We start from the raw sequence: 19,710 nt of genomic DNA, 5'->3' as shown, positions 1-19,710 counted from the left end.
CTATTTTGTATGGGCAATGGCAAAATTTGCGTGCTGTGCCAAGGGTTTTGGGAAAAATAGCTGGTGTTATCATAAAGAAAGGGGTTACAGAATTTCCGGTTTTTTTTTTATTTTCTCATTGGAAAAACGGGAAAAGGGACTTTCCCGGAGGAAAGTCCCTTTTCTTTTTAGGCTCTTCAATCTGCTGTAATCATGTCGACGATTTTAGCAACGTGAATCTCTACTGTATTCAATTGTGGAATATCCAGATCCTGCGGTTTAAAGATCATTGGAAGCTCAGTACAGCCAAGAATCAGCCCTTCAATGTCATGTTGTTCGATCATCCGCTCAGCAATAACCAGAAATTCCTTCTTCGTTTCCTCATTGACGATTCCCTGTTCCAGTTCCTTAACAATTTTTTCATGGATAAACTGTTGGTCTTCTTCATTCGGCACAAAAATCTCTTTTCCGTTCGCCATGAATGGTTCTTTGAAAAAATCATTTTCCATGGTAAATTTGGTTCCCAGCAAGCCAATCTTATGAATTTCCAGCTGATGGGCTGTCCGGTAGCTTTCTTCCACAATGCTGATCATCGGAATGTTCACTTTTTGCTGGACCTTATCGAAAACGATATGCGGTGTATTGGCTGAAATGACCGCGAAGTCCGCTCCAGCCCTTTCCAGGCTCAACACCGCGGCAGCCAAATATTCCGCCAGTTCTTCTTCCTGATTGTTTTGGAGCAGATCAAATATTTTGTACATGTTGATACTGTAAATCAATAATTCCGGCAGGCTTTCCTTGCTGCCTGTGTCTTCCTGGAATCTACTGATAATGGATTGGTAATAATCAACCGTCGACTCGGGTCCCGTACCACCAATCATGCCAAGTTTTTTCATGCCGCCCCTCCTGATTATTCTTTTTTCTATCATGATGATGAATTTCATTTAAAGACATCCTTGCTTAAAATTTCCCTCTTCAGAAAAAGTAAAACGTCTATAAAAAAAGAGCTGCAGTCTGCAGCTCTCCTATCGTCCATTTTATTGAGCGGTGTATCCGCCATCGACCATTAATGTACTGCCTGTAACAAATTCATTTTCCACCAGGAAGACGATTGCATGGGCAATTTCATCCGGCTGACCCAGTCTGCCGACAGGATGTTTAGCAACCAACGCATCGTAAAAATCACCCAATGCTTCTTTGCTGACCATGCCTGACTCCACATAGCCCGGCGCCACGGCATTGACGCGGATGTTATGTTCAGCATATTGCAAAGCCAATGATTTGGTCATTAGGTTGACCGCGCCTTTCGTTGCGTTATAGGCAAAAGCACCGCCTTCTCCAACAGTTCCAAGAATCGAAGATGTGTTGATGATGACGCCGCCATCCCCATTTTCCAGCATGTTCTTGATGGCGTGCTTGGCACCGAAAAAGACCCCATCCTGGTTGATGGAAATTACTTTATGGTAATCCTCGTACGTCAGCTCATGCGTCACACCCAAGACGCCAACACCGGCATTGTTGACCATGATGTCAACTCTTCCGTAACGTTCGACTGTTCCAGCTATCAATTGTTCAACCGATTCCTCGCTGGCCACATCCACTTTGACGAAGACCACTTCAGCATCTCCTTGCTTCAGTTGCTGCTCAGCTTGCTTACCGCCTTCCTCATTGAAATCCGCGATGACGACTTTTGCCCCTTTTTCAAGAAACGCTTTCGCTGTCGCCAAACCAATGCCGGATGCTCCACCTGTAACAATTGCCGTTTTCCCTGTCAATTCCATCTGTTTTGCCCCCTTGTGTTGAAAAAAATGTTCACTCTTATTAAACCCCAGTGGTCTGAATATTACAACATCTATTAGGGTGCATCAGCAGAACCTCTGTCTTTACTTCATTGTCGCCGGGAAATAGCGGTCCTTCATTTTGGTCGAAAGGAATTCCAGAACAATGGCGAAAATCAATATCATATAAGTAATCATTCCCACTTCGCGTAAATCGAAATAGAAACCGGAAGCCATGAATAATTCAAATCCAATACCTCCTGCCCCTGCTGCCGCACCCATTGCCACTGCAACTGAAAAATTGATTTCGAACCGGAGAAAAGTCCAGGACAACAGATAGGTGAAGGTCGATGGCAAAACGGCGTGCACAACAATATGCCACCAATTTGCTCCTGTTGCACGCAACGCTTCAATGATGCCCTGATCCACTTCTTCAAATGCCTCTGAAAATGCTTTAACCAGGTAAGCGATGGAATGGAACAGCATGCCCAGCACCGCCGCTTCACTGCCTAACCCCGCTGCAATGGCGAAAATCAGCACCCAAAGAACAGTAGGAACTGCTCGGATGAAAGCCACGACGATTCGCACTGTCTTCGAAATCCAGGCTTTCGATAAATTTGATGCTGCCATCAGTGCCAGGAAAAAAGCGATTCCCGCTCCAAGGATTGTCGATAAAAATGCCAAGCCCAATGTAACCCCTACCTGGTAAAAGGCCTGTCCCCAAGTGAAATGGGAAAGGGCGGGTTCCAAGAACATCGTCTTCAGGTTATAGAAAGTTTCGGGAATCGCTTTAGCCAAATCAAGCCCGGTATAATCAAAGAACAGGAAAGCCAGAACTGTCAAAGCGACGAGCATGGTGACTGTCCATGTCATGACACGTTCCTGCCGGTTACCCATTTTGATAGCTATACGGCCATTGGCTTCGCGTTTTATGTAGCTGCTTGCTTCCATTAAATGATCACCTTCCTAATATGGTTCGACATCAGCTCGATGACAATAACCGCCAGTATGATGCTGAAGGTAACGAGAGCAACAGCATTGTAATTCATGGTTTTGTAATACAGATCAAAGGCATAACCGATGCCGGTGCCCGTTAAGATTCCGACTAACGTGGCACTCCGGATATTGGTTTCGATCATAAACAAAATCCAGCTGATCATCTGCGGCAGGCATTGCGGAACTACAGCCTTGAAGATGATCTGGAAGTATGTAGCCCCTGTTGCACGCAGCGCTTCAACAGAGCTTTGGCTTGCTTCGTCTATCGATTCGATAAACGCTCTTGTTAAAAATCCGACAGATCCCACGAATAAAGCCAGGTAACCCGTCATCGAATTCTGGCCGAATGACAACAAGAGAATCAATGCCCAAGCCACAACAGGGATATTTCTTGACGCCGAGGCGACAAATCTGGCCAATACACCGAAAACTTTACTGGTTCCCGTGGTTTTCGACCCCATCAGGCTTAAGAGAAAAGCAACGGCTGTCCCCGTTGTGGTTGCTGCAATTGACATGAGGATCGTTTCAAGCAATTTTTCCAAAATCGTCGGCAGGCGTTCCAATGACTCTTGGTTGATCAATAAATTCGAGAACATCCACGTGCCGGCTTTTGGCAAGGTGGCAAGGCCGTGGAAAATGTTGAATCCGGTGATGGCAGAAGAACTAAGCGTCATTCCGATAATCAACAGCACAAAAAAGAGGGTCTGCCATTTCCGGCTGGCTTTCATTTTTTTCTCATTCACTGTAATTGCTCCTTAAACCATGATCAATTCTCTGATTTCCGGGGTTGCTTGCGCCTCTGTGCCGTAAATCTGGTCGGTCTGGTTCCGATGCAGCCGGTAACTCGGTCCGTCGAAAACGATGCCGCCTTTGTTCAAACCGATAATTCGATCCGAGTAGTCTTTGGCAATGTCCACTTGGTGCAAGTTAACGATGCAGGTGATGCCAAGCTCTTGGGTGATGGATTTCAGGTGGTCCATAATCACTTTTGAAGCGTTGGGGTCAAGCGACGCAATCGGCTCATCACATAAAACGATTTTCGGCTCCTGAATCAACGAACGTGCAATGCCGACACGTTGCTGCTGCCCGCCGCTCAGCTGATCGCAGCGTTTATAGGCATGTTCTTCGATGCCCAGCTTTTTCAAAAGGAAAAAGGCATGCTCTTTTTCCTGTTCCGTATAGCGCCCCATAATCCCTTGAAATGTAGTTTTGTAGCCGAAGCGGCCATGCAGGACGTTTTCAATTACTGACAAACGAGGCACCAGATTGTAATGCTGAAAAATCATTCCGATGTTTGTACGCAACTTCCGTAATTCTTTTTTATTTAATCCACCAACATCCTGGCCATTGAAGATAATGTGACCTTCATCAATTTCCACCATCCGATTGATGCAGCGGAGAAGCGTTGATTTCCCGGCGCCGGAAGGTCCGATGATTGACAGAAATTCACCCGATTTCACTTCGAAATTCAATCCATCCAACACTTTCGAATTCGAATTATAAGACTTTCCGAGATCTTTGATTTGCAGTAAAGACACATTCGCCATCTCCTTTTCGCCAGACGGCACATTCCCTTTGGAAAGGAACGCGCCATCATCTGCGGGGATTATTTCGATAGTTCACGAATAGGCTCGAACCAAGCATCTTCGACTGGAGCAAAACGCTCATCTCCCGATTTGAAGAACAGTCCTGGCTCACCCGAATCTTCAGGAACAAAAATTTCTTTGTTATTCGCAATTTCATCCGAAGTGAATAATTCTACCAAAGCATCATAATCTTCCTGGCCAAGCACTTCCATATTGGCTACAAAGGGTGCATTCAGGACAGGCGTAACAGCCATCAATGCAAACTCGCTGCCTGCCACAGAATTAAACGGTTCAGCTGCATCGTCTTTGACTTTATAGACTGAACCTACTTTATTGGCTTCGCCTTCGGTGACTTCCACATAGTTATCAACGCAGGTATCACAGAATGCTGCTACTTCTGCGCTGTCATTCAGCAGATTGACAGCCGCACCTTGATGCGAGTTTCCGAATAATACTTGAGAGAATAATGGACCGCCTTCCATTAAGTCTTCTGCGACCAGATCCTCATAGCCGGATTGTTCAGCAAAGTGGCTGATAATGGTCGAAGAAGGAACGACAAACCCGGATGTGGAGCTATTGGAGACAAACGACATTTTTTTCTGTTCCAATGTATCAAGTGAGAATTCGCCGTCTTTTTTGAATTTTTCCTGATCGTCGACATTGACGGCCAACCAGCTGTGGTAAATGGCGTCATCGAGTGTTCCCGATTCGCCTGTCGGTACCACCAATGGCTCAATCGCATCGTTACCGTTTTTTGCCTCAATATAGCCCTGCGCTCCCATAAATGCCATATCTGCATTGTTATTGACCAAAGTTTCAATCGCAATGGCGTAATCCGTCGTCAATTGGTGCTCGACTTCTTTGCCGGTGGCTTTTTCGATGGCTGCTCCAATCTCATCACGGGAAGAGGTCATGTCCGATCCTGATTCATTTGGGTACCAAACCACTTTAATCACATCATCGACTTCTGTTTTTCCCGCTTCCGCGCTTCCATCCGAACAAGCACCCAATAATAAAGTTGCCCCCATTAACACTGCCAATGCTGAACTTTTCTTTGTCATGGTCGATTCTCCTTTTTGTCTAACTGGAATGAGCAGGAGACCCTGCTTTGTCAGTACCATTACAACACAATTCCGAGGCGAAATACTGAAATTTACAGGAACTTCACAGTCTCTTAACGCTGTTTACATCCTCCGGACTGACGATATCTCCCGGCTCTATCGTGATGCCGAAAGCTCCGTGATAGTCGCTGCCACCGGTCATCACCAGCCCATATTGATGGGCCAGCTTTTCCACTTTCAGATAATCTTCTGCCGAATGGTCGAAATGGTTGCGTTCAATCCCGCCCAATCCCGCTCCAATCAATTCCGGTACCAGCTCATAGGAATCAAGTTGTCCAGGATGCGCCACAACAGCCAGGCCGCCGTCAGCGACAATGGCCCGTACCGCATCTTCAGCAGCCACGTACTCAATATCGCCTGCTGCGACACCATTCCCTTTGAATAAACTTCTATAAAGGAATTGATATTCTTCGGACGTATAAGGCGCATCCGTCAATTGGGCCATAATGTGCTGCTTATAGACAGTGGCTGACGGTTTAGCCGACTCGATCACCAATTTGGCATCAAGGTGGAATCCTGTTTTTTTAATTTGGGCCATCTGCCAAAGTGAATGGCGGTGGCGAAGTTCCAGCAGGTCTTTGCACAAGCGGGTAATCGCAGGTGCTTCCGTATTGAAATCATAGCCAAGGATGTGCACTTTCCGCTGTCGCTTGAAATCATAAGCTGAAATTTCAATTCCCGGTATCGCCTGGATGCCATAGGTTTCAGCAATTTCTTGCTGTTCCTGCCACCCCGCTACAGTGTCATGATCGACAAAGCTGATGGCCTTTAATCCCGCTTTTTTCGCTTTTTTGATGACACTCTCCACCGAGTCCGCTCCATCTGAATATCGGCTATGGACATGTAGGTCAGCTTTCAGCGCCAACACCCACTTTTTCGGCAACGGTCAACGTTCTCGTCTGCATGTCGTACACTTTATCGCAAAGCCCTTCCATAAACTCGATGTCATGAAAAATTCCGACAAGCGTTGTGCCTTCTGCCTTCAGTTTTTCAATAATTTCACGGACTTTCAGTTTGGACTGATGATCCAGACTCGCCGTCGGTTCATCAAGAAGCAACAGCCTCGGTTTTTTAACAGTCGCCATCGCAATATTCAGACGCAGTTTTTCGCCGCCTGAAAATGTATTCGGGTAACTGTCCCACAATTGCGGATCGATTTCAAAATGGGCCAGTGCTTTTTCTGCTTCTTTGGCAGCCACAATTTCCGTCGAACCCATCTCCAATAAAGCGTTGGTCACCAATTGGCGGCAGGTCGTCCGCGGCATCACATTTAAAAATTGGGACACATAACCGATTTCGTATTTCCGCAAATGCAGCATTTGGCGTTCTGTTATATGTGACAGATCCACGACTCCGAACGCCGCAGAATCGTAAAGAATCTTCCCATGATCGGGCAGATAGGTACGATAGATGCTTTTCAGGATCGTCGATTTTCCGCTGCCGCTTTTTCCGACGACACCAATAAATTCACCTGCCTCTAAAGAAAAACTGATGTCTTTTATGGCTGGCATGGTTTTGTTTAGATGGTGAATGGTAAACCGCTTCTCGAAGCCCGCTATTTCCAGCATCGTCATTGTATTAACCCCTTCCAATCATCCTACACCCAGTAAAACTACGCGGGTGCTTCCGCTTTTCTTTGTCCAGACTCCAGCACCCAGCTTTTTGGGTCATAAGCCACTCTGCCTGTGCGGCTGAATACACGCCGCTTCGCCAGATCGTCTTATGCCCGGCAAAGCTACACGGGTGCTTCCGCTTTTCTTATTTAACTCGATAGTTGGTTGTGGTGATCAAAGCTCCATTGACCATTGTCGCCGTCAGCATCGGATAGCCGTCATCCATGCGTTCAATTACCAGGAGATCGGCTCTTTTCCCGGGCTTGATGGAACCCAGTTCGTTATCCATTTTCACTGCTTTTGCCGGATTCAACGTGACCATCATGAACATCGCATGCAGGTCATTGCCGTATTTTTCATGCAGATCGAAGACGGCATGAAGCAAAGCAGGCGGGTAGTAATCGCTGCACAGAATGTCCATACAGCCGTGGCTGACGGCTTCTGCAGCTGATAGATTGCCGGAATGTGAGCCACCCAACATCACATTGGGAGCTCCCGCGATTGTAAAGATCCCCAGTTCTTTCGCTTTGATGGCGACTTCGAGCGTGATGGGAAATTCACTGATGGTGGTGCCGAAGCTTTTCACCACATCCAGTTTCTTTATATCGTCGTCATCATGTGAAGCGACAGCAATTCCGCGAGCCAAAGCAATATCCGCTACTTCTTTGATCTTTTCCGCAGCGAGGCATTCGGTGCTTTGCCGCTCTGCAATGAGGACATTGACGTCGTCATCCGAAATTTCCCGGTAGCCTTTCAACGTCTCGCGATAGACTTCCAAGTTACGGTATTGCCCTTGTCCGGGTGTATGGTCCATAAATGACAACAGATGCACTTTGCCGTCTTCAATATTTTGGACCAATTGATCGACTTCATCGATATTGTCGATTTCAAAACGGGCATGCAGCCGGTGGCGGATCAAGTGCAGACGGTTATGCGTTGCTTCAATGGCGTCCACCATGCGCTGGATATTATGCGGATTGCGCATCGGTTTATGGGAAAAAACATCTTCCTTGTAGAATGACAGTGAGTGGAACATCGTCGTGATGCCGTGGCTGATAAGAATCTTTTCCGCTTCACGCAAACTGATATCAAAATTCATCATGCTGGTCGGACGCGGAGAAGCGATGGTTTCAATGTAATCGGAATGGATGTCGATAAATCCCGGAGAGATATAGCCGCCGTTGGCATCGATCAGGACAGCATCCGGATAATCCGCTACCTGTTCTTCTGGAATGAGCGACTGGATGATTTCCCCTTCCACTACGACTGCGTATCCCTCGGCTATTGATTGCTCGGTTATGATTTTGCCATTATGGATAATATACAAAGTATCGCTCCTCCTAGAGTAATGAGTACACAAGCTGTTGCGTGTACGCATGTTGTGGGTCTTCTAATACCTGGTCAGTCAAGCCCTGTTCGATGATTTCGCCATTCAGCATGACCACAGTACGGTCAGCCAGCATGCGGATCACCGCCAAGTCGTGCGATACCACAATCATGCTGATGCCAAGCTCTCGCTGAATTCGTTTGATCAGATCCAGAACATTTGCCTGAACCGATAAATCAAGGCCAGTCGTCACTTCATCCAAAAACAGGATGGGTGGGTTATTTGATAACGCCTTAGCTATTTGGACACGCTGCTGCATGCCGCCTGAAAAATTGCGAGGCTCTTCTTTCATGCGATGCAATGGAATATGGACGTTTTCCAGCAGCCTTTTGCTTGTTGCTTCCATATCGCCGACATTCCGGTTGCCTGCTGCAATGAGCTTTTCCGCGATATTCCCCACGGAGGAAAAATTCATCTTCAAGCCCTGTACCGGATTTTGATACACCATTCCATACTCGTGGTTGCGGATCGAGCGCTTTTGCTGCGAAGACAACTCAAAGACATTCTGTCCCGTTAGAGCCGGTGTCTGGATATACGCTTCTCCTGACGCAACGTCAGTGTCGAAGTATAGGCATTGCATCAATGTGGATTTGCCGCTGCCACTTTCTCCGACAATTCCCAGTATTTCACCGGGATATAAATCAAGTGACACATCACGAACCGCATAAACCGTTCCGCATACCGTGCAATAGTTTTTCTCCAATCGATCAGACTCCAAACTCACACAATGACTACAGCCGGGTCCGAATTGCTTGCGCAAGTTGCGTACTTTCAAAATCGGTTCTTCATGCATAGCTGCTCTCCACCTCAGCTTTCTCCTTGCTGTTCAATTGCTCCATGCAATAACTGGTATCGTTGCATTGATAGACGGTCTCCCCTGTTTCAGAGTCAACCAATTCATCCAAAAAGACATGGGCCGAACCGCACAATCGGCATTCCTTGCCTTCAAACGATTCGACAGCAAACGGATAGTCTTCAAAAGCCAACGATTCGACCTTTGTATAAGGTGGAACGGCATAGATTTTTTTCTCGCGTCCCGCCCCCAGCAGAATCAGCGCTTCTGAATGATGCATTCTTGGATTATCAAACCGCGGTATCGGGCTTGGTGCCATCACATAGCGCCCATTGACGTAGACCGGATGATCCGCAGCAGTCGCTGTTTTACCGTATTTGACGATCTGCTCGAACAGCATCAGCCAGGCACCGCTGTAATCGTCTTCTGCATGCATACGTTTGGTCATGTATTCACGCGCTTCAACAGGACGCAAAGGTTCGGGCATGGGAACTTGAAGGACCAGAATCTGATCTTTGGTCATAGGTGTTTCCGGAATGCGGTGGCGTGATTGGATCAAATCCGCCTCTTCGGTTTGATCCGTGAGCTGGACACCCGTTGTTTCCTGGACCAATTTTTTGATGCTGACCGCATTGACCGATTCATCGGCACCTTGGTCGATGACTTTCAGCACATCTGTTTTGCCGATCAATGAAAGGGTCAGCTGCAAGCCGCCTGTTCCCCAGCCGCGTGCAATCGGCATTTCCCGTGAAGCGAAGGGCACTTGGTAGCCTGGAATAGCGACGGCTTTTAGTGTAGCCCGCCGAATCTCTTTCTTGGATCCTTCATCAAAAAATGCAAAATGCTTTTTAGCTTTCAATTTCTGCCACTCCTTTCTTTACTTGGCGGATACTGTCCAGCTTCGACTGGAACGTAACGTAATGTGGGAGTTTCAAGTGGGAAATAAAACCGCTGGATTCCACTGAATCGATGTGCAATAAGACAAATTCTTCATCGTGGGTCGGAAATGTCGAATTCGGATGTTCCAAACATTGGTCCAGGATGCTCATGGCGATTGCTTTTGTTTCGTTTTGCCCGTAACAGACGCCATAACCGATTTCAAAATCCAGTGCATCTTCATTTTCATCATTCTTTTTGCTTACCGGTACAAAGGACTCCACTTCCGTCAGCCGGATTTCGCCGACATAAAACTGATCTTCAGGATCCTGATCCACCTCGTTCGAATGTCTGGTGTAAATCGGAACTTTGCCTACGCGGACTTCACCGACAGTGGGATGTACTTGTCCGTATCCTCTTAGCGATGCATAACCGAATGAAGTGACCGCACCTGTCTGTCCCCGTGTCAGCACCTGCAGCCGGGCGCTTCTTGTCGTTGGAAACTCAAGGCTTTGCTTGGTGACATCAGTCGGAGGTGCATCGTCCGGCTCATAGGTCTCAAACAAACCTTCCTTGCGCAGGTAATCGACAACTTTCGGAAAATAAACCACTTCTTTTGAGCTTTGAACAGCCGAAAGGCTCTTTTTGTATTCCTGAAGCCATGCATGGTTTGTTTCCGGGCTTTCTTCCAATAATCCAAAATCCAATAGCCGGTGTGTGTAATCATACGTGGCCCCCAATAATTGGCCCCCTGGAATGTCCTTGAAGCTTGCCGATATCCGCCGTTCAACCAGCATCATTTCCGCTTCGACGGTCTCACTGTAATAATGCCGCGGCAACGTTGAACGGTGCGCGCGCATCAGAAAAACCGCCTCTTCCATGCTGCCTTCTCCTTGTTTGATGGCCAACGCCGCAAGTTCCGGCGAATACAGACTGCTTTCCGACATCACCTGGTCCACCAGGCTGCCCATCGTCGCCAGGATCGTATCAAGTTCTAAAATTTCTTGGCCTTTTAAACGTTCATAAGTCAGGCGCATGATTGAAGCGTCAATTGCCTGGGTTCCGCCTTTAACAGGAACATAGCCCATTTATTCCACCTCCATCGGAATTGCCGTAACCGTTCTCGGCAGACAAGCAATCTGAGACGAACCATCCGCAAAAATTATATCGATGCCCATCGGATACTCTTTGATGCGGCTGTTCCGGGCTTGCCAGAATCCAGTCGGCTGACCCGTCGACAAACGGGCTTCTGTTTCGATTCCCGGCCCTGTCAGCAGCAATGTGCCTGTATTCGATAAAGCCGGTGTTTCGATGATCCACGTTGAGGACTGCTGTGGATCGATCAAGCTGCCTATTTTGCATTGTGCCATGGCCTCTAAAACTTTCGACTCTTCGTCTTCCTGCAGCACAATAATGAAATCTGCTTGCTGCAATGGAGTGTGACGGGCTGAAGTGTATTCTGAAATCTTCTCAATCAAATCCCGCCGGGTTTCCGATAAAACATGGAAAGTGACTTCCGCGTCCAACAGCGTCATTGCGCTTAACATCAACGCATTGGCGCATTCAAAATCCACATCCACATTTCCGCTCTCTTGGTCCATCGACGAGATGGTTCCTGGCCGTGACATACTATGTAGTAGTTTCCGGTAAACTTGTTGCAAGTCATGAATTTGATCAATCGCCATATCATCTCTCCTGCTCAGTTAATTTTTTCTCAAACTTCCATCGTTTCAAAGCTGACTTTCGTTTCGAAAAGCTCTGCTTGCTGCTGTGCTTTGCCTCTAATGATTTGCTGTTCTTCTGCCAAAAGCAGAGATTCCCATTCAGATGCTTCCGGTAACTGGGCTTTATAAGCAGCGTCAATGACCGCCAAATCCCTTGCGCGCTGTTCATCCATGCCTACCAGCAAGCCCGTTCCGATTTTTCCTGAAACCTCTACTTTCGCTTCTGTTATCAGGACTTCTCCCATATAAAACAAGGAGTTTTTTGCTGACTCCCTCATTTTGACCATAATCATTCCTTGCTCGGGCGCAGTAACTTCACGGCATTCGTACTTCTCTGCAATGCTGTCTGCCAATTTGGTTGCCAAACGCCCATCTCCTTGAATGAGTATTTCTGTTCTTCTGCGTCTTTTCATAATCTCTGCCTCCTTGTCTGTGATTTCATCGTAACTTGTCGCCAAGTGGCTGTGTTTTAAGCTCTCGTAAAGCTTATGTAAATACCCTTCACAATGAGGGAAGAAAAGCGGAAGCACCTATGCAGATTTGCCGGAGTCTGGAAAATAAATGAAGAACTCGAAGTTACATTTTTTCCTAAACAAAAAACAGGCAAAGGATGCGTGCTCCTTTGCCTGTTTTAATCCATGGTGATGTCGTATTTAAATTTATCGCTGCGATACAGAATTTTGCTATGCTCCAGCACTTTTCCAGTTGCTTCATCGATGCAGTCGTTTTCCACCATCAAGAGCGGAACCATGCTTTTGCATTGCAAAAGCTGTTGTTCTGCCGAAGTTGGAAATGCAACGCTCAAGAAGGTTTTGCTGCCAGCAAATTCGGTATACCCATGCTGCCTGTAATAAGCGAACATCGAACGGATACCGAGTCCTTCAGTTGCTATTTCAGGAAACATTTTCTCACTCACATAGGAATTGTGTATAGCAATCGGTTGCCTATCGATAAAGCGGATTCTTGAAACCCTATAGACATCGTCAGCCGGGTCGCATTCCAGTAGACGGTAGATTCTTTCGTCATATCCGATTTTTTCACAGCCGGCAAGACGCGTTTCCAAATCATAGCCGGCCTGCTCCATTTTTTCCGTAAAGCTCACTTTTCCGGTTAAATGCAGTTGGATCTGAATAGACTCTTTCTTTAAGAAACGTCCCTTTCCTTGCTTTGAGAAAATATGGCCACGTTCTTCCAGCTTTGTCAGTGCCGCACGTACTGTCATTCGCGGGACTCCATAATGGTTTGCCAATTCGTTCTCCGACGGCAATTTTTGACCGGCCTTAAATTGCTTTGATGAAATTTTACCCATCAGTTCGTCCAAAATTCGTGTTTCTTTATCAACTGAAATATAAAGTCCCCCTTTTTTCAGACCCCTGTCTATTTCCACTGCCATTATACGCTATTTCCAATTTTTTTCGATTCAGATTTTATCTTATTTTTTACAAGGCTGCCATCCCCAAAACACTTTCGCGCACCAACGCGTTAATGCAACAAACTTTTTGTTGATTTATTTCAGAATATTCATTATAGTAGTAACATATTTTAAACAACTTAGACAGGAGCTGCAGCTATGAAAGAATTCATCAGTAAGTTATTGAACGGAATGAGCATTGGTATTGTCGTGGCTTTGATTCCAAACGCATTATTAGGAGAAATACTGAAATTACTGATTCCCCATTTCCCTCCCCTGCAGCATCTTTTTGATATTACGGTTTTCACCATGAGTTTATTGCCTGTTCTGATCGGCGTCATGGTCGGCATCACGTTTAAATTGACGCCGATCCAGACAGCCAGTGTCGGGATTGCTTCCATGGTCGGCAGCGGCGTCATTCAGAAGACCGCTGAAGGCGTCATGACCTTGAACGGCATCGGCATTGTCATCAATATCGGAATCACGGCGGCCTTAACTGTTTTGTTTGTCCAATTTCTCGGAGATAAACTAAAGGCCTACGCCATTCTCCTGATGCCTACTTTGAGCATCCTCATTCCCGGAATGGTCGGTTACCTGCTGCTGCCGTTCATGAAACAATCAACGGGCATAATCGGAACAGCAGTTGCGCATATCACCTCACTGCAACCGGTAGTGATGGGAGCCTTGATTGCGATGATTTTCTGTACCATTATCCTGCTGCCGATTTCAACGGTCGGTGTCGCCACGGTCATTATGCTTTCGGGCATCGGGGCAGGCGCTGCGAATCTTGGAATCGTTGCAGCGGGTGTCGGACTGGCCATTTCCAGCTACAAAGCCAATTCCATGGGAACAGCACTCGCGCATGTATTGGGATCTCCAAAGATTCAGATGAAAAACTTTCTGATGAAACCGCAGATTGCCATTCCCATGCTGATTACAGCATCTGTCCTCGGTGCACTCGCAGGAATCCTGAACATACAAGGCACACCTTACAGTGCCGGTTTCGGATTGTCCGGCCTTGTTGGACCATTGAATTACATGAATCTTGCGGAAGGCGGCTGGAACGGCCGCAATATCACCGTCATGGTCAGCACCTTCCTGGTCTTGCCGATCCTTTTGAACATCGGTTTGCTGTTCGTCTTTTCACGCAAGCTGAAAATGATCAAAGCCTCCGATTACAAACTCGATTTCGAATAAAAATAAAGCCCAGCCGGAAACTATCCGGTTGGGCTTTTTGCAGATTCAATTAAATGATCTCGGAAGGCTGGTTTATCAACTCTACTTTCAGCCAGCCGCGCACACTGTTGATCAGCCAGATGGCATCACAAGTTTCCAAGTCTTTTTTACCGAGAATTTTCTCTTCGATCCGCTGCTGATCCAAGAGCTGCTGCCTGAACGTACCAGCCAGCAACCCGCAGGAAACCGGCGGTGTGAAAAAACGGCCATTCTTTTCCAGCACTAAGTTGCCGATCGTAAATTCCGTCAGCTGTTGCTTTTCATTCCATAACAGAACCGAAAATACGTCTATGGGCAAGCCATCGCTTGCCTTGTTGTATACCTCGCGATGGGTAGTCTTATGGAACAGGAAAGGATTTTTGTTATCCACTGAAGAAAGGGCAAGTGCGCATTTAACCGGCTGCCCAATGGCCGCAGTTTCCTGCGCTTCCAGCTCTAGTTTGCCTGCTTTATTTTGCAACAGCCGGACTTTGTAAATGCCTTGCGGGTTTTTTTCTGCGAGTTTCATCAATTCACTTTCAGCTTGTTGAATATTTCCCGGGAAATGAAAATAATTTGCAGAATCCTGCAGACGGGCCAAGTGGTAGTCGAGCAACGGGTACTTCCCATTCTCCAGTTTCAGCGATTCAAGCAGGCTGAAGACTGGCCGTTTAGCGGTCAGCACTTCCGCTTTTGTCTGCAATTCCTTGTATTCCCCTTCAGAAGTCGAGTCCCACGTGACTCCTCCGCCCACCCCATAACGGGCCATGCCTTTTTCCCGATCGATGACGACCGTCCGGATCGGCACGTTAAAAACAGCATCTTTACCAGGCGTAATGAAACCGATTGCGCCGCAATAGACTTCCCGCGGAGTTTGTTCCAATCCGGCGATGTACTTCATCGTACTGATTTTAGGTGCACCGGTAATTGAACCGCATGGAAATAAAGCCTGAAACCATTCCAAAACTGTCGTTTCTTTGTCCAACTGCGCTTCAATGGTCGAAGTCAGCTGATGGACTGTCGGATAGGTTTCCACCGTAAACAGCGGATCGGCTTTAACTGATCCCCGTTTGGCCAACCGGCTCATATCGTTGCGGAGCAAATCGACGATCATCAGGTTTTCGGCCTGCTCTTTCTTGGAAGCCAGCAAAGCCGCAACCTGTTCCTGGTCTTCCTTGGTCGTACGCCCCCTAGGCGCTGTGCCTTTCATCGGTTTGGCGGTCAGCTGGCCATTTCGGACTTTAAAGAACAGTTCCGGAGACGCAGAAAGCACCCGGAACCTGCCAAGATTCAGATAAGCACAGTAATCCGCCTGCTGATTTCTGGCCAACTGGCGGTAGAATGCCAAATCGTTGCCGGCAAATTCCGCGGACAGACGCTCTGTATAATTCACTTGGTAGGTATCGCCTTCTTCTATCGCCTGTTTGATCTGCTGAATGCCTTTTTGATAATGTTCCAAAGAGCTGGCCATTTTCCATTCTGAAACTTTATATGGCTGCTGCTCTTCTGATGAAACAGCTGCTTTTTGAGGTTCTTTGAAAATCCCGAACCAGACTAGCGGCATTTCGCCTGCCGGCTGTGTCTGCATCTCTACCTGAAAGGCAGGTGCTGCTTCATAGGACACATAACCGGCCGCATAAAATCCCTTGCTAACCGCTTGCTCCAGTTTTTCCAGGATTGCCGGCACTTCGGCAAGTACATGAGTTTCGAGAACTTCCAGAGGGTCGGTGAAAAAAAGTGGTTCCACCTCTCCATCTTCATTCCGGAACTCATACAATAGGTAAGGGTTTGGCATGTCCGTCACCTCCCTTATTGTCTTTTTTCCACTGTTTCGCCAATTCATAGCTGTTTTTCAACATATTGAAACCCTCCACCGTCAGAATCGATTCCGGATGAAACTGGATGCCTTCTATCGGCAGCTTTCGATGACGGACAGCCATAATAGCTCCATCTTCAGAACGGCCTGTCACTTCCAGGCAGGCAGGCAAGGCAGCTTCTTCCGCAACCAGTGAATGGTAGCGGGTCACGGTCGTTGGATTGGGAATGCCTTGGAAGATGCCTTTGCCCGAATGCACCAGCACAGAGACTTTTCCGTGCATAGGCTGGTGCCCTTTGACGATCCGCCCCCCGAAATGTTCAATGATGGTTTGATGCCCTAAGCAAACGCCCAGTACCGGAATCTTTCCACTCAATTCTGTCAGCACTTCCCGGCTTGCCCCTTGTTCAACTGGCCGGCCCGGACCCGGGGACAGCACAACCAGTTCCGGCATCAACTTTTCTATTTGCTTTGCAGTCAATTCGTCGTTTTGAAAAACAAGCACGCTTTGATCCAGCTGCTCAAAATAATGGACCAGGTTATAGGTGAATGAATCCTGGTTATCGATGATGATGATCATGGATGGCACCTCTTTACTCTACACTTTACTTGCATGGGTCAGCTATTTTGATTATACGCTGTGCACGTGTATGAATGGAAATTTATCCATAGGAATGTCAACTTTCATCCCTTATGATTCAAAAAAAAAAACCGCCTCAAGAGCGGTTTTTTTTCACATTGGTTAAAGTAAATTTGCAGTATTTGTAGCCGCAATTGCCTGATTGATTTTTTCAGCGCTGTCTTTAAGGATCGGTAAAAATTCTTCGCGAAGCATTTCCTTTGAGGTTCTGCCAGCATGTGCGGAACAATTGATTGCTGCAATGACTTTTCCTGTCTCATTGCGCAAAGGAACTGCTATGGAACGAAGACCTTCTTCAAACTGCTGATCTACGCCTCCCCAGCCCCGCTCGCGCACTTCAGCCAGAACTTGACGCAATTGCTCTTTATCCGTAATCGTCTTGCTTGTATACTGTTCAAAATTAATGGCATCCATGTATTTCTCCAATTCATCTTCCTCCAAATAAGCCAAAAGCACATGCCCCATTGAAGTGGCATAGGCTGGAAGACGTGAACCGACATCCAGATTGATGGACATAATGCGTTTCGTCGAAACCCGAGCGACATACAGAACGTCGGTGCCGTCCAAAATGGAAATCGAACACGATTCCTCTGTCTTTGCAACGAATTCTCTCATGAAGGGATGAGCCAAACTCCATGTGTTATTCGATGATAGATAAGCATAGCCGAGTGACAAAGTCCGTGCTGTCAGTGAATATGCATTGTTTTCTGATTCCGCAAATCCCAAATGTTCCAAGGTCAACAGAATCCTGCGGGCCGTCGGGCGGCTTAAGCCAGTTTTCTTTGCAACACCACTTACAGTAAGCGATCGGTCTTGCTGTGAAAAAGCTTGAATTACCTGCAATCCCCGGTCCAATGACTGAATATAATCCCCACTATTTTTAAAATTGTCTGATTCTTTTATTGACAAAACCACTACCCCCTATGCTAAGATGACATTGTACGCATAACGATACATTGTACGTATATCGTACAATTTATTTCATTTACTTGCAAGCATTTTATTTTTTCACCAGTTGTGAAGGCGTTTACATTCTCGTCTTCACACTTAAAATACTATCCCATTATGAGGAGGAATTTAAGATGACAGAAAAAACAGTAGTAAACGAACGCGTGTTAGGAGCTTATGAAGGGTTCGTTAAGCATTTAAAAAACTTCCTGGATGAGCAGCAATTCAATCATGAAGAATACACGAAATTCGTTGAATGGGCCGATCGCTTAGGACGCAGCGGAGAGATTCCTTTGTTCCTTGATGTTTTTGTGGAAACCCATGTACTGGAATCTAAATACAAAAATTCTCCAGGAACTGAACCTTCTCTGCTTGGACCTTATTACGAAGAAGGAGCGCCTGTTCTTGAGGAATCACCGTTTGTGATGCCGCAGAGAGAAGACGAACCTGGCGACAAATTGACGTTCCGCGGAAATGTAAGCTCCATCAACGGACCTTTGGCAAAAACGAAAGTCGAATGGTGGCAGGATGATGCAGATGGCTTGTATTCAAACTATGATTCAACTGCGCCGGACTTCAATTTGCGCGGCCAGTTCCATACAGACGAGAACGGTGATTTTGAAGTGCATTCAATCGTACCAATTCCTTACCAGATCCCGACAAGCGGCCCAACGGGTGAATTCACTTTTGCAGCCGGCTACCACGCTTACCGTCCAGCCCATATCCACATCAAGTTCGAGCATGAAGGACACGAGACCTTGATCACGCAAGTATTTTTCGAAGGCGATGAATGGCTCGAGACAGATGTTGCCGGCGGCGTCCGTTCTTCTCTTTTAACGAAGCTTGAAGACCATGGCGATCATAAAGAGGCCTCATTGAATTTTGTCATGAGAACTGAATAAGCCAATTAAAAAGCTGCTGGAATCTTTCTGGCAGCTGCTTCTTTTTAATACAGAAGCTTACAAATATAAACTGGAGTGGATTTAAGTGGAACTTTTTAAAATAGAAGTCAATGGAAACGAAATTCAAGTAGCCGATTATCCAGGGGAAAAAGGAACGATCATCGCGATACACGGATTAACGGGGACGCACAAGAATATGCATTATTATGCCGAACAGTTTAAAGGCGAATATCGTTTTATTTCGTTAGATCTCCGCGGACGCGGCAACAGCGCGGCAGCGGATTCCGACACCTCCATCTTCAAGCACGCTGATGATATTTTGGGCTTGATTGAAGAATTGAAGATCGTCAATCCGATCTTGCTCGGCTATTCGATGGGTGCTTTCATTTCAGCGATTGTCGCCAGCAGGCTCCAATCAGTCAAAGCGCTGATTTTGCTCGACGGGGCTGCAAAGGCATCCGAACACCAAAGAGGAATTGTCCAGCCTTCCCTTGGTAGAATCAGCCGCGAATTCACTTCTCAACAGCATTACACGGAAGAAATCCAAAAGATTTACGCGAATCTTGGAATTCAGTGGAATGACATATTGCGGGAGACAGCGGAATACGAAGTCGGCCCCGTGGATGGCCATTGGGAAAATAAAGCCACTGAGTCGCGCATCGTGATGGATTTCGACAGTTTTTATTCTTTTGATCCAGCAGAAATATGTCCGCAGATCGAGTGCCCTGTCCTGCTGGTATACGCAGAAGGAAAGATTGGCTCCATGCCGCCTCTATTTTACCTGTCAGATTACGAAGAAACACAAAAACACACGAAGCGGATCGAGACCATCGTTTCAGGCGCCAACCATTACACTATGGTTTTTGAAAAACGCGAAGAGATTCTGCAGGCAGCCGACAGCTTCCTGAAAAAATTGTAGAACAGC

Annotated in this window: 21 protein-coding genes; 3 read left to right on the top strand and 18 right to left on the bottom strand. The window is 46.8% G+C overall.

The features are described from left to right. Positions 1 to 176: 176 nt before the first annotated feature. The 15 genes from QMA04_RS01180 to QMA04_RS01110 form a co-directional block, all read right to left on the bottom strand. Positions 177 to 875: an aspartate/glutamate racemase family protein gene (locus tag QMA04_RS01180; RefSeq protein WP_290183679.1), complete on the bottom strand. Its 699-nt coding sequence runs from the start codon at positions 873 to 875 to the stop codon at positions 177 to 179. A gap of 141 nt (positions 876 to 1,016) precedes the next feature. After that, the gene (locus QMA04_RS01175) at positions 1,017 to 1,760 is read right to left on the bottom strand and encodes an SDR family NAD(P)-dependent oxidoreductase (RefSeq protein WP_290183678.1); all 744 of its coding nucleotides are present in this window, start codon (positions 1,758 to 1,760) and stop codon (positions 1,017 to 1,019) included. Positions 1,761 to 1,862: 102 nt separating this feature from the next. Further along, a complete protein-coding gene (phnE, locus tag QMA04_RS01170) occupies positions 1,863 to 2,708 on the bottom strand; it encodes a phosphonate ABC transporter, permease protein PhnE (protein ID WP_290183677.1) in 846 nt (281 codons plus the stop codon). Further along, positions 2,708 to 3,496, bottom strand: coding sequence for a phosphonate ABC transporter, permease protein PhnE (gene phnE / locus QMA04_RS01165; RefSeq protein ID WP_290183676.1), 789 nt, complete (start codon positions 3,494 to 3,496; stop codon positions 2,708 to 2,710). Before phnE (QMA04_RS01165) ends, phnE (QMA04_RS01170) begins: the two co-directional genes overlap by 1 nt. A 12-nt stretch (positions 3,497 to 3,508) precedes the next feature. Continuing rightward, positions 3,509 to 4,291 (bottom strand): phosphonate ABC transporter ATP-binding protein, encoded by a 783-nt coding sequence (gene phnC / locus QMA04_RS01160; RefSeq protein WP_290183675.1) that lies wholly within the window; start codon positions 4,289 to 4,291, stop codon positions 3,509 to 3,511. A gap of 68 nt (positions 4,292 to 4,359) precedes the next feature. Next, on the bottom strand, positions 4,360 to 5,400 hold the full coding sequence (locus tag QMA04_RS01155; RefSeq protein ID WP_290183674.1) for a PhnD/SsuA/transferrin family substrate-binding protein: 1,041 nt from the start codon (positions 5,398 to 5,400) through the stop codon (positions 4,360 to 4,362). 103 nt (positions 5,401 to 5,503) lie between these two features. Next, positions 5,504 to 6,319, bottom strand: a complete 816-nt coding sequence (locus QMA04_RS01150; RefSeq protein ID WP_290184020.1) for a PHP domain-containing protein — start codon at positions 6,317 to 6,319, stop codon at positions 5,504 to 5,506. Next, the gene (gene phnL / locus QMA04_RS01145) at positions 6,309 to 7,034 is read right to left on the bottom strand and encodes a phosphonate C-P lyase system protein PhnL (protein ID WP_290183673.1); all 726 of its coding nucleotides are present in this window, start codon (positions 7,032 to 7,034) and stop codon (positions 6,309 to 6,311) included. Before phnL ends, QMA04_RS01150 begins: the two co-directional genes overlap by 11 nt. Positions 7,035 to 7,218: 184 nt before the next feature. Further along, positions 7,219 to 8,451: a phosphonate metabolism protein PhnM gene (gene phnM / locus QMA04_RS01140; RefSeq protein ID WP_290183672.1), complete on the bottom strand. Its 1,233-nt coding sequence runs from the start codon at positions 8,449 to 8,451 to the stop codon at positions 7,219 to 7,221. Continuing rightward, a complete protein-coding gene (locus QMA04_RS01135) occupies positions 8,414 to 9,253 on the bottom strand; it encodes an ATP-binding cassette domain-containing protein (protein ID WP_290183671.1) in 840 nt (279 codons plus the stop codon). Before QMA04_RS01135 ends, phnM begins: the two co-directional genes overlap by 38 nt. Then, positions 9,246 to 10,112, bottom strand: coding sequence for an alpha-D-ribose 1-methylphosphonate 5-phosphate C-P-lyase PhnJ (locus tag QMA04_RS01130; RefSeq protein ID WP_290183670.1), 867 nt, complete (start codon positions 10,110 to 10,112; stop codon positions 9,246 to 9,248). Before QMA04_RS01130 ends, QMA04_RS01135 begins: the two co-directional genes overlap by 8 nt. Further along, positions 10,102 to 11,217, bottom strand: coding sequence for a carbon-phosphorus lyase complex subunit PhnI (locus QMA04_RS01125; RefSeq protein WP_290183669.1), 1,116 nt, complete (start codon positions 11,215 to 11,217; stop codon positions 10,102 to 10,104). The genes QMA04_RS01130 and QMA04_RS01125 overlap by 11 nt, the downstream gene beginning before the upstream one ends. Beyond that, on the bottom strand, positions 11,218 to 11,814 hold the full coding sequence (gene phnH / locus QMA04_RS01120; RefSeq protein WP_290183668.1) for a phosphonate C-P lyase system protein PhnH: 597 nt from the start codon (positions 11,812 to 11,814) through the stop codon (positions 11,218 to 11,220). A gap of 29 nt (positions 11,815 to 11,843) precedes the next feature. Further along, complete coding sequence (gene phnG / locus QMA04_RS01115; protein WP_290183667.1) at positions 11,844 to 12,266, bottom strand: phosphonate C-P lyase system protein PhnG; 423 nt, start codon at positions 12,264 to 12,266, stop codon at positions 11,844 to 11,846. Positions 12,267 to 12,484: 218 nt separating this feature from the next. Further along, positions 12,485 to 13,246, bottom strand: coding sequence for a GntR family transcriptional regulator (locus QMA04_RS01110; protein ID WP_356780734.1), 762 nt, complete (start codon positions 13,244 to 13,246; stop codon positions 12,485 to 12,487). A 177-nt stretch (positions 13,247 to 13,423) separates the two neighbouring features. Here QMA04_RS01110 and QMA04_RS01105 point away from each other — a divergent pair, with 177 nt between their 5' ends. Next, positions 13,424 to 14,461 (top strand): PTS sugar transporter subunit IIC, encoded by a 1,038-nt coding sequence (locus QMA04_RS01105; protein ID WP_290183666.1) that lies wholly within the window; start codon positions 13,424 to 13,426, stop codon positions 14,459 to 14,461. 49 nt (positions 14,462 to 14,510) lie between these two features. Here QMA04_RS01105 and pabB read toward each other — a convergent pair whose 3' ends face one another. From pabB to QMA04_RS01090, 3 genes are all read right to left on the bottom strand, one after another. Further along, the gene (gene pabB / locus QMA04_RS01100; RefSeq protein WP_290183665.1) at positions 14,511 to 16,274 is read right to left on the bottom strand and encodes an aminodeoxychorismate synthase component I; all 1,764 of its coding nucleotides are present in this window, start codon (positions 16,272 to 16,274) and stop codon (positions 14,511 to 14,513) included. Then, positions 16,249 to 16,875 carry an anthranilate synthase component II gene (locus QMA04_RS01095; protein WP_290183664.1) on the bottom strand — a complete coding sequence of 209 codons (627 nt, stop codon included), beginning with the start codon at positions 16,873 to 16,875 and terminating at the stop codon, positions 16,249 to 16,251. Before QMA04_RS01095 ends, pabB begins: the two co-directional genes overlap by 26 nt. 162 nt (positions 16,876 to 17,037) lie before the next feature. Further along, positions 17,038 to 17,844, bottom strand: a complete 807-nt coding sequence (locus QMA04_RS01090) for an IclR family transcriptional regulator domain-containing protein (protein ID WP_290183663.1) — start codon at positions 17,842 to 17,844, stop codon at positions 17,038 to 17,040. 173 nt (positions 17,845 to 18,017) lie between these two features. On the opposite strand from QMA04_RS01090, the gene QMA04_RS01085 reads away from it, so the two are divergent. Beyond that, positions 18,018 to 18,785 (top strand): dioxygenase family protein, encoded by a 768-nt coding sequence (locus tag QMA04_RS01085; protein WP_290183662.1) that lies wholly within the window; start codon positions 18,018 to 18,020, stop codon positions 18,783 to 18,785. A gap of 85 nt (positions 18,786 to 18,870) precedes the next feature. Then, on the top strand, positions 18,871 to 19,704 hold the full coding sequence (locus QMA04_RS01080; protein ID WP_290183661.1) for an alpha/beta fold hydrolase: 834 nt from the start codon (positions 18,871 to 18,873) through the stop codon (positions 19,702 to 19,704). The last annotated feature ends 6 nt before the right edge of the window (positions 19,705 to 19,710 follow it).

The sequence above is a fragment of the Planococcus sp. APC 3900 genome (genome assembly GCF_030407735.1).
GTDB classification, from domain to species: domain Bacteria; phylum Bacillota; class Bacilli; order Bacillales_A; family Planococcaceae; genus Planococcus; species Planococcus notacanthi.
Note: the sequence above shows the minus strand (reverse complement) of the source record. Positions and strands in the feature narration are given on the sequence as shown.

Bases quoted from the DNA above. Each gene is read 5' to 3' on its own strand.
- QMA04_RS01180 (WP_290183679.1), bottom strand. From the start codon at position 875: ATGAAAAAACTTGGCATGATTGGTGGTACGGGACCCGAGTCGACGGTT.
- QMA04_RS01175 (WP_290183678.1), bottom strand. From the start codon at position 1,760: ATGGAATTGACAGGGAAAACGGCAATTGTTACAGGTGGAGCATCCGGC.
- phnE (WP_290183677.1), bottom strand. From the start codon at position 2,708: ATGGAAGCAAGCAGCTACATAAAACGCGAAGCCAATGGCCGTATAGCT.
- QMA04_RS01155 (WP_290183674.1), bottom strand. From the start codon at position 5,400: ATGACAAAGAAAAGTTCAGCATTGGCAGTGTTAATGGGGGCAACTTTA.
- phnL (WP_290183673.1), bottom strand. From the start codon at position 7,034: ATGACGATGCTGGAAATAGCGGGCTTCGAGAAGCGGTTTACCATTCAC.
- phnM (WP_290183672.1), bottom strand. From the start codon at position 8,451: ATGCGTACACGCAACAGCTTGTGTACTCATTACTCTAGGAGGAGCGAT.
- QMA04_RS01135 (WP_290183671.1), bottom strand. From the start codon at position 9,253: ATGCATGAAGAACCGATTTTGAAAGTACGCAACTTGCGCAAGCAATTC.
- QMA04_RS01125 (WP_290183669.1), bottom strand. From the start codon at position 11,217: ATGGGCTATGTTCCTGTTAAAGGCGGAACCCAGGCAATTGACGCTTCA.
- phnH (WP_290183668.1), bottom strand. From the start codon at position 11,814: ATGGCGATTGATCAAATTCATGACTTGCAACAAGTTTACCGGAAACTA.
- phnG (WP_290183667.1), bottom strand. From the start codon at position 12,266: ATGAAAAGACGCAGAAGAACAGAAATACTCATTCAAGGAGATGGGCGT.
- QMA04_RS01110 (WP_356780734.1), bottom strand. From the start codon at position 13,246: ATGGCAGTGGAAATAGACAGGGGTCTGAAAAAAGGGGGACTTTATATT.
- QMA04_RS01105 (WP_290183666.1), top strand. From the start codon at position 13,424: ATGAAAGAATTCATCAGTAAGTTATTGAACGGAATGAGCATTGGTATT.
- pabB (WP_290183665.1), bottom strand. From the start codon at position 16,274: ATGCCAAACCCTTACCTATTGTATGAGTTCCGGAATGAAGATGGAGAG.
- QMA04_RS01095 (WP_290183664.1), bottom strand. From the start codon at position 16,875: ATGATCATCATCATCGATAACCAGGATTCATTCACCTATAACCTGGTC.
- QMA04_RS01085 (WP_290183662.1), top strand. From the start codon at position 18,018: ATGACAGAAAAAACAGTAGTAAACGAACGCGTGTTAGGAGCTTATGAA.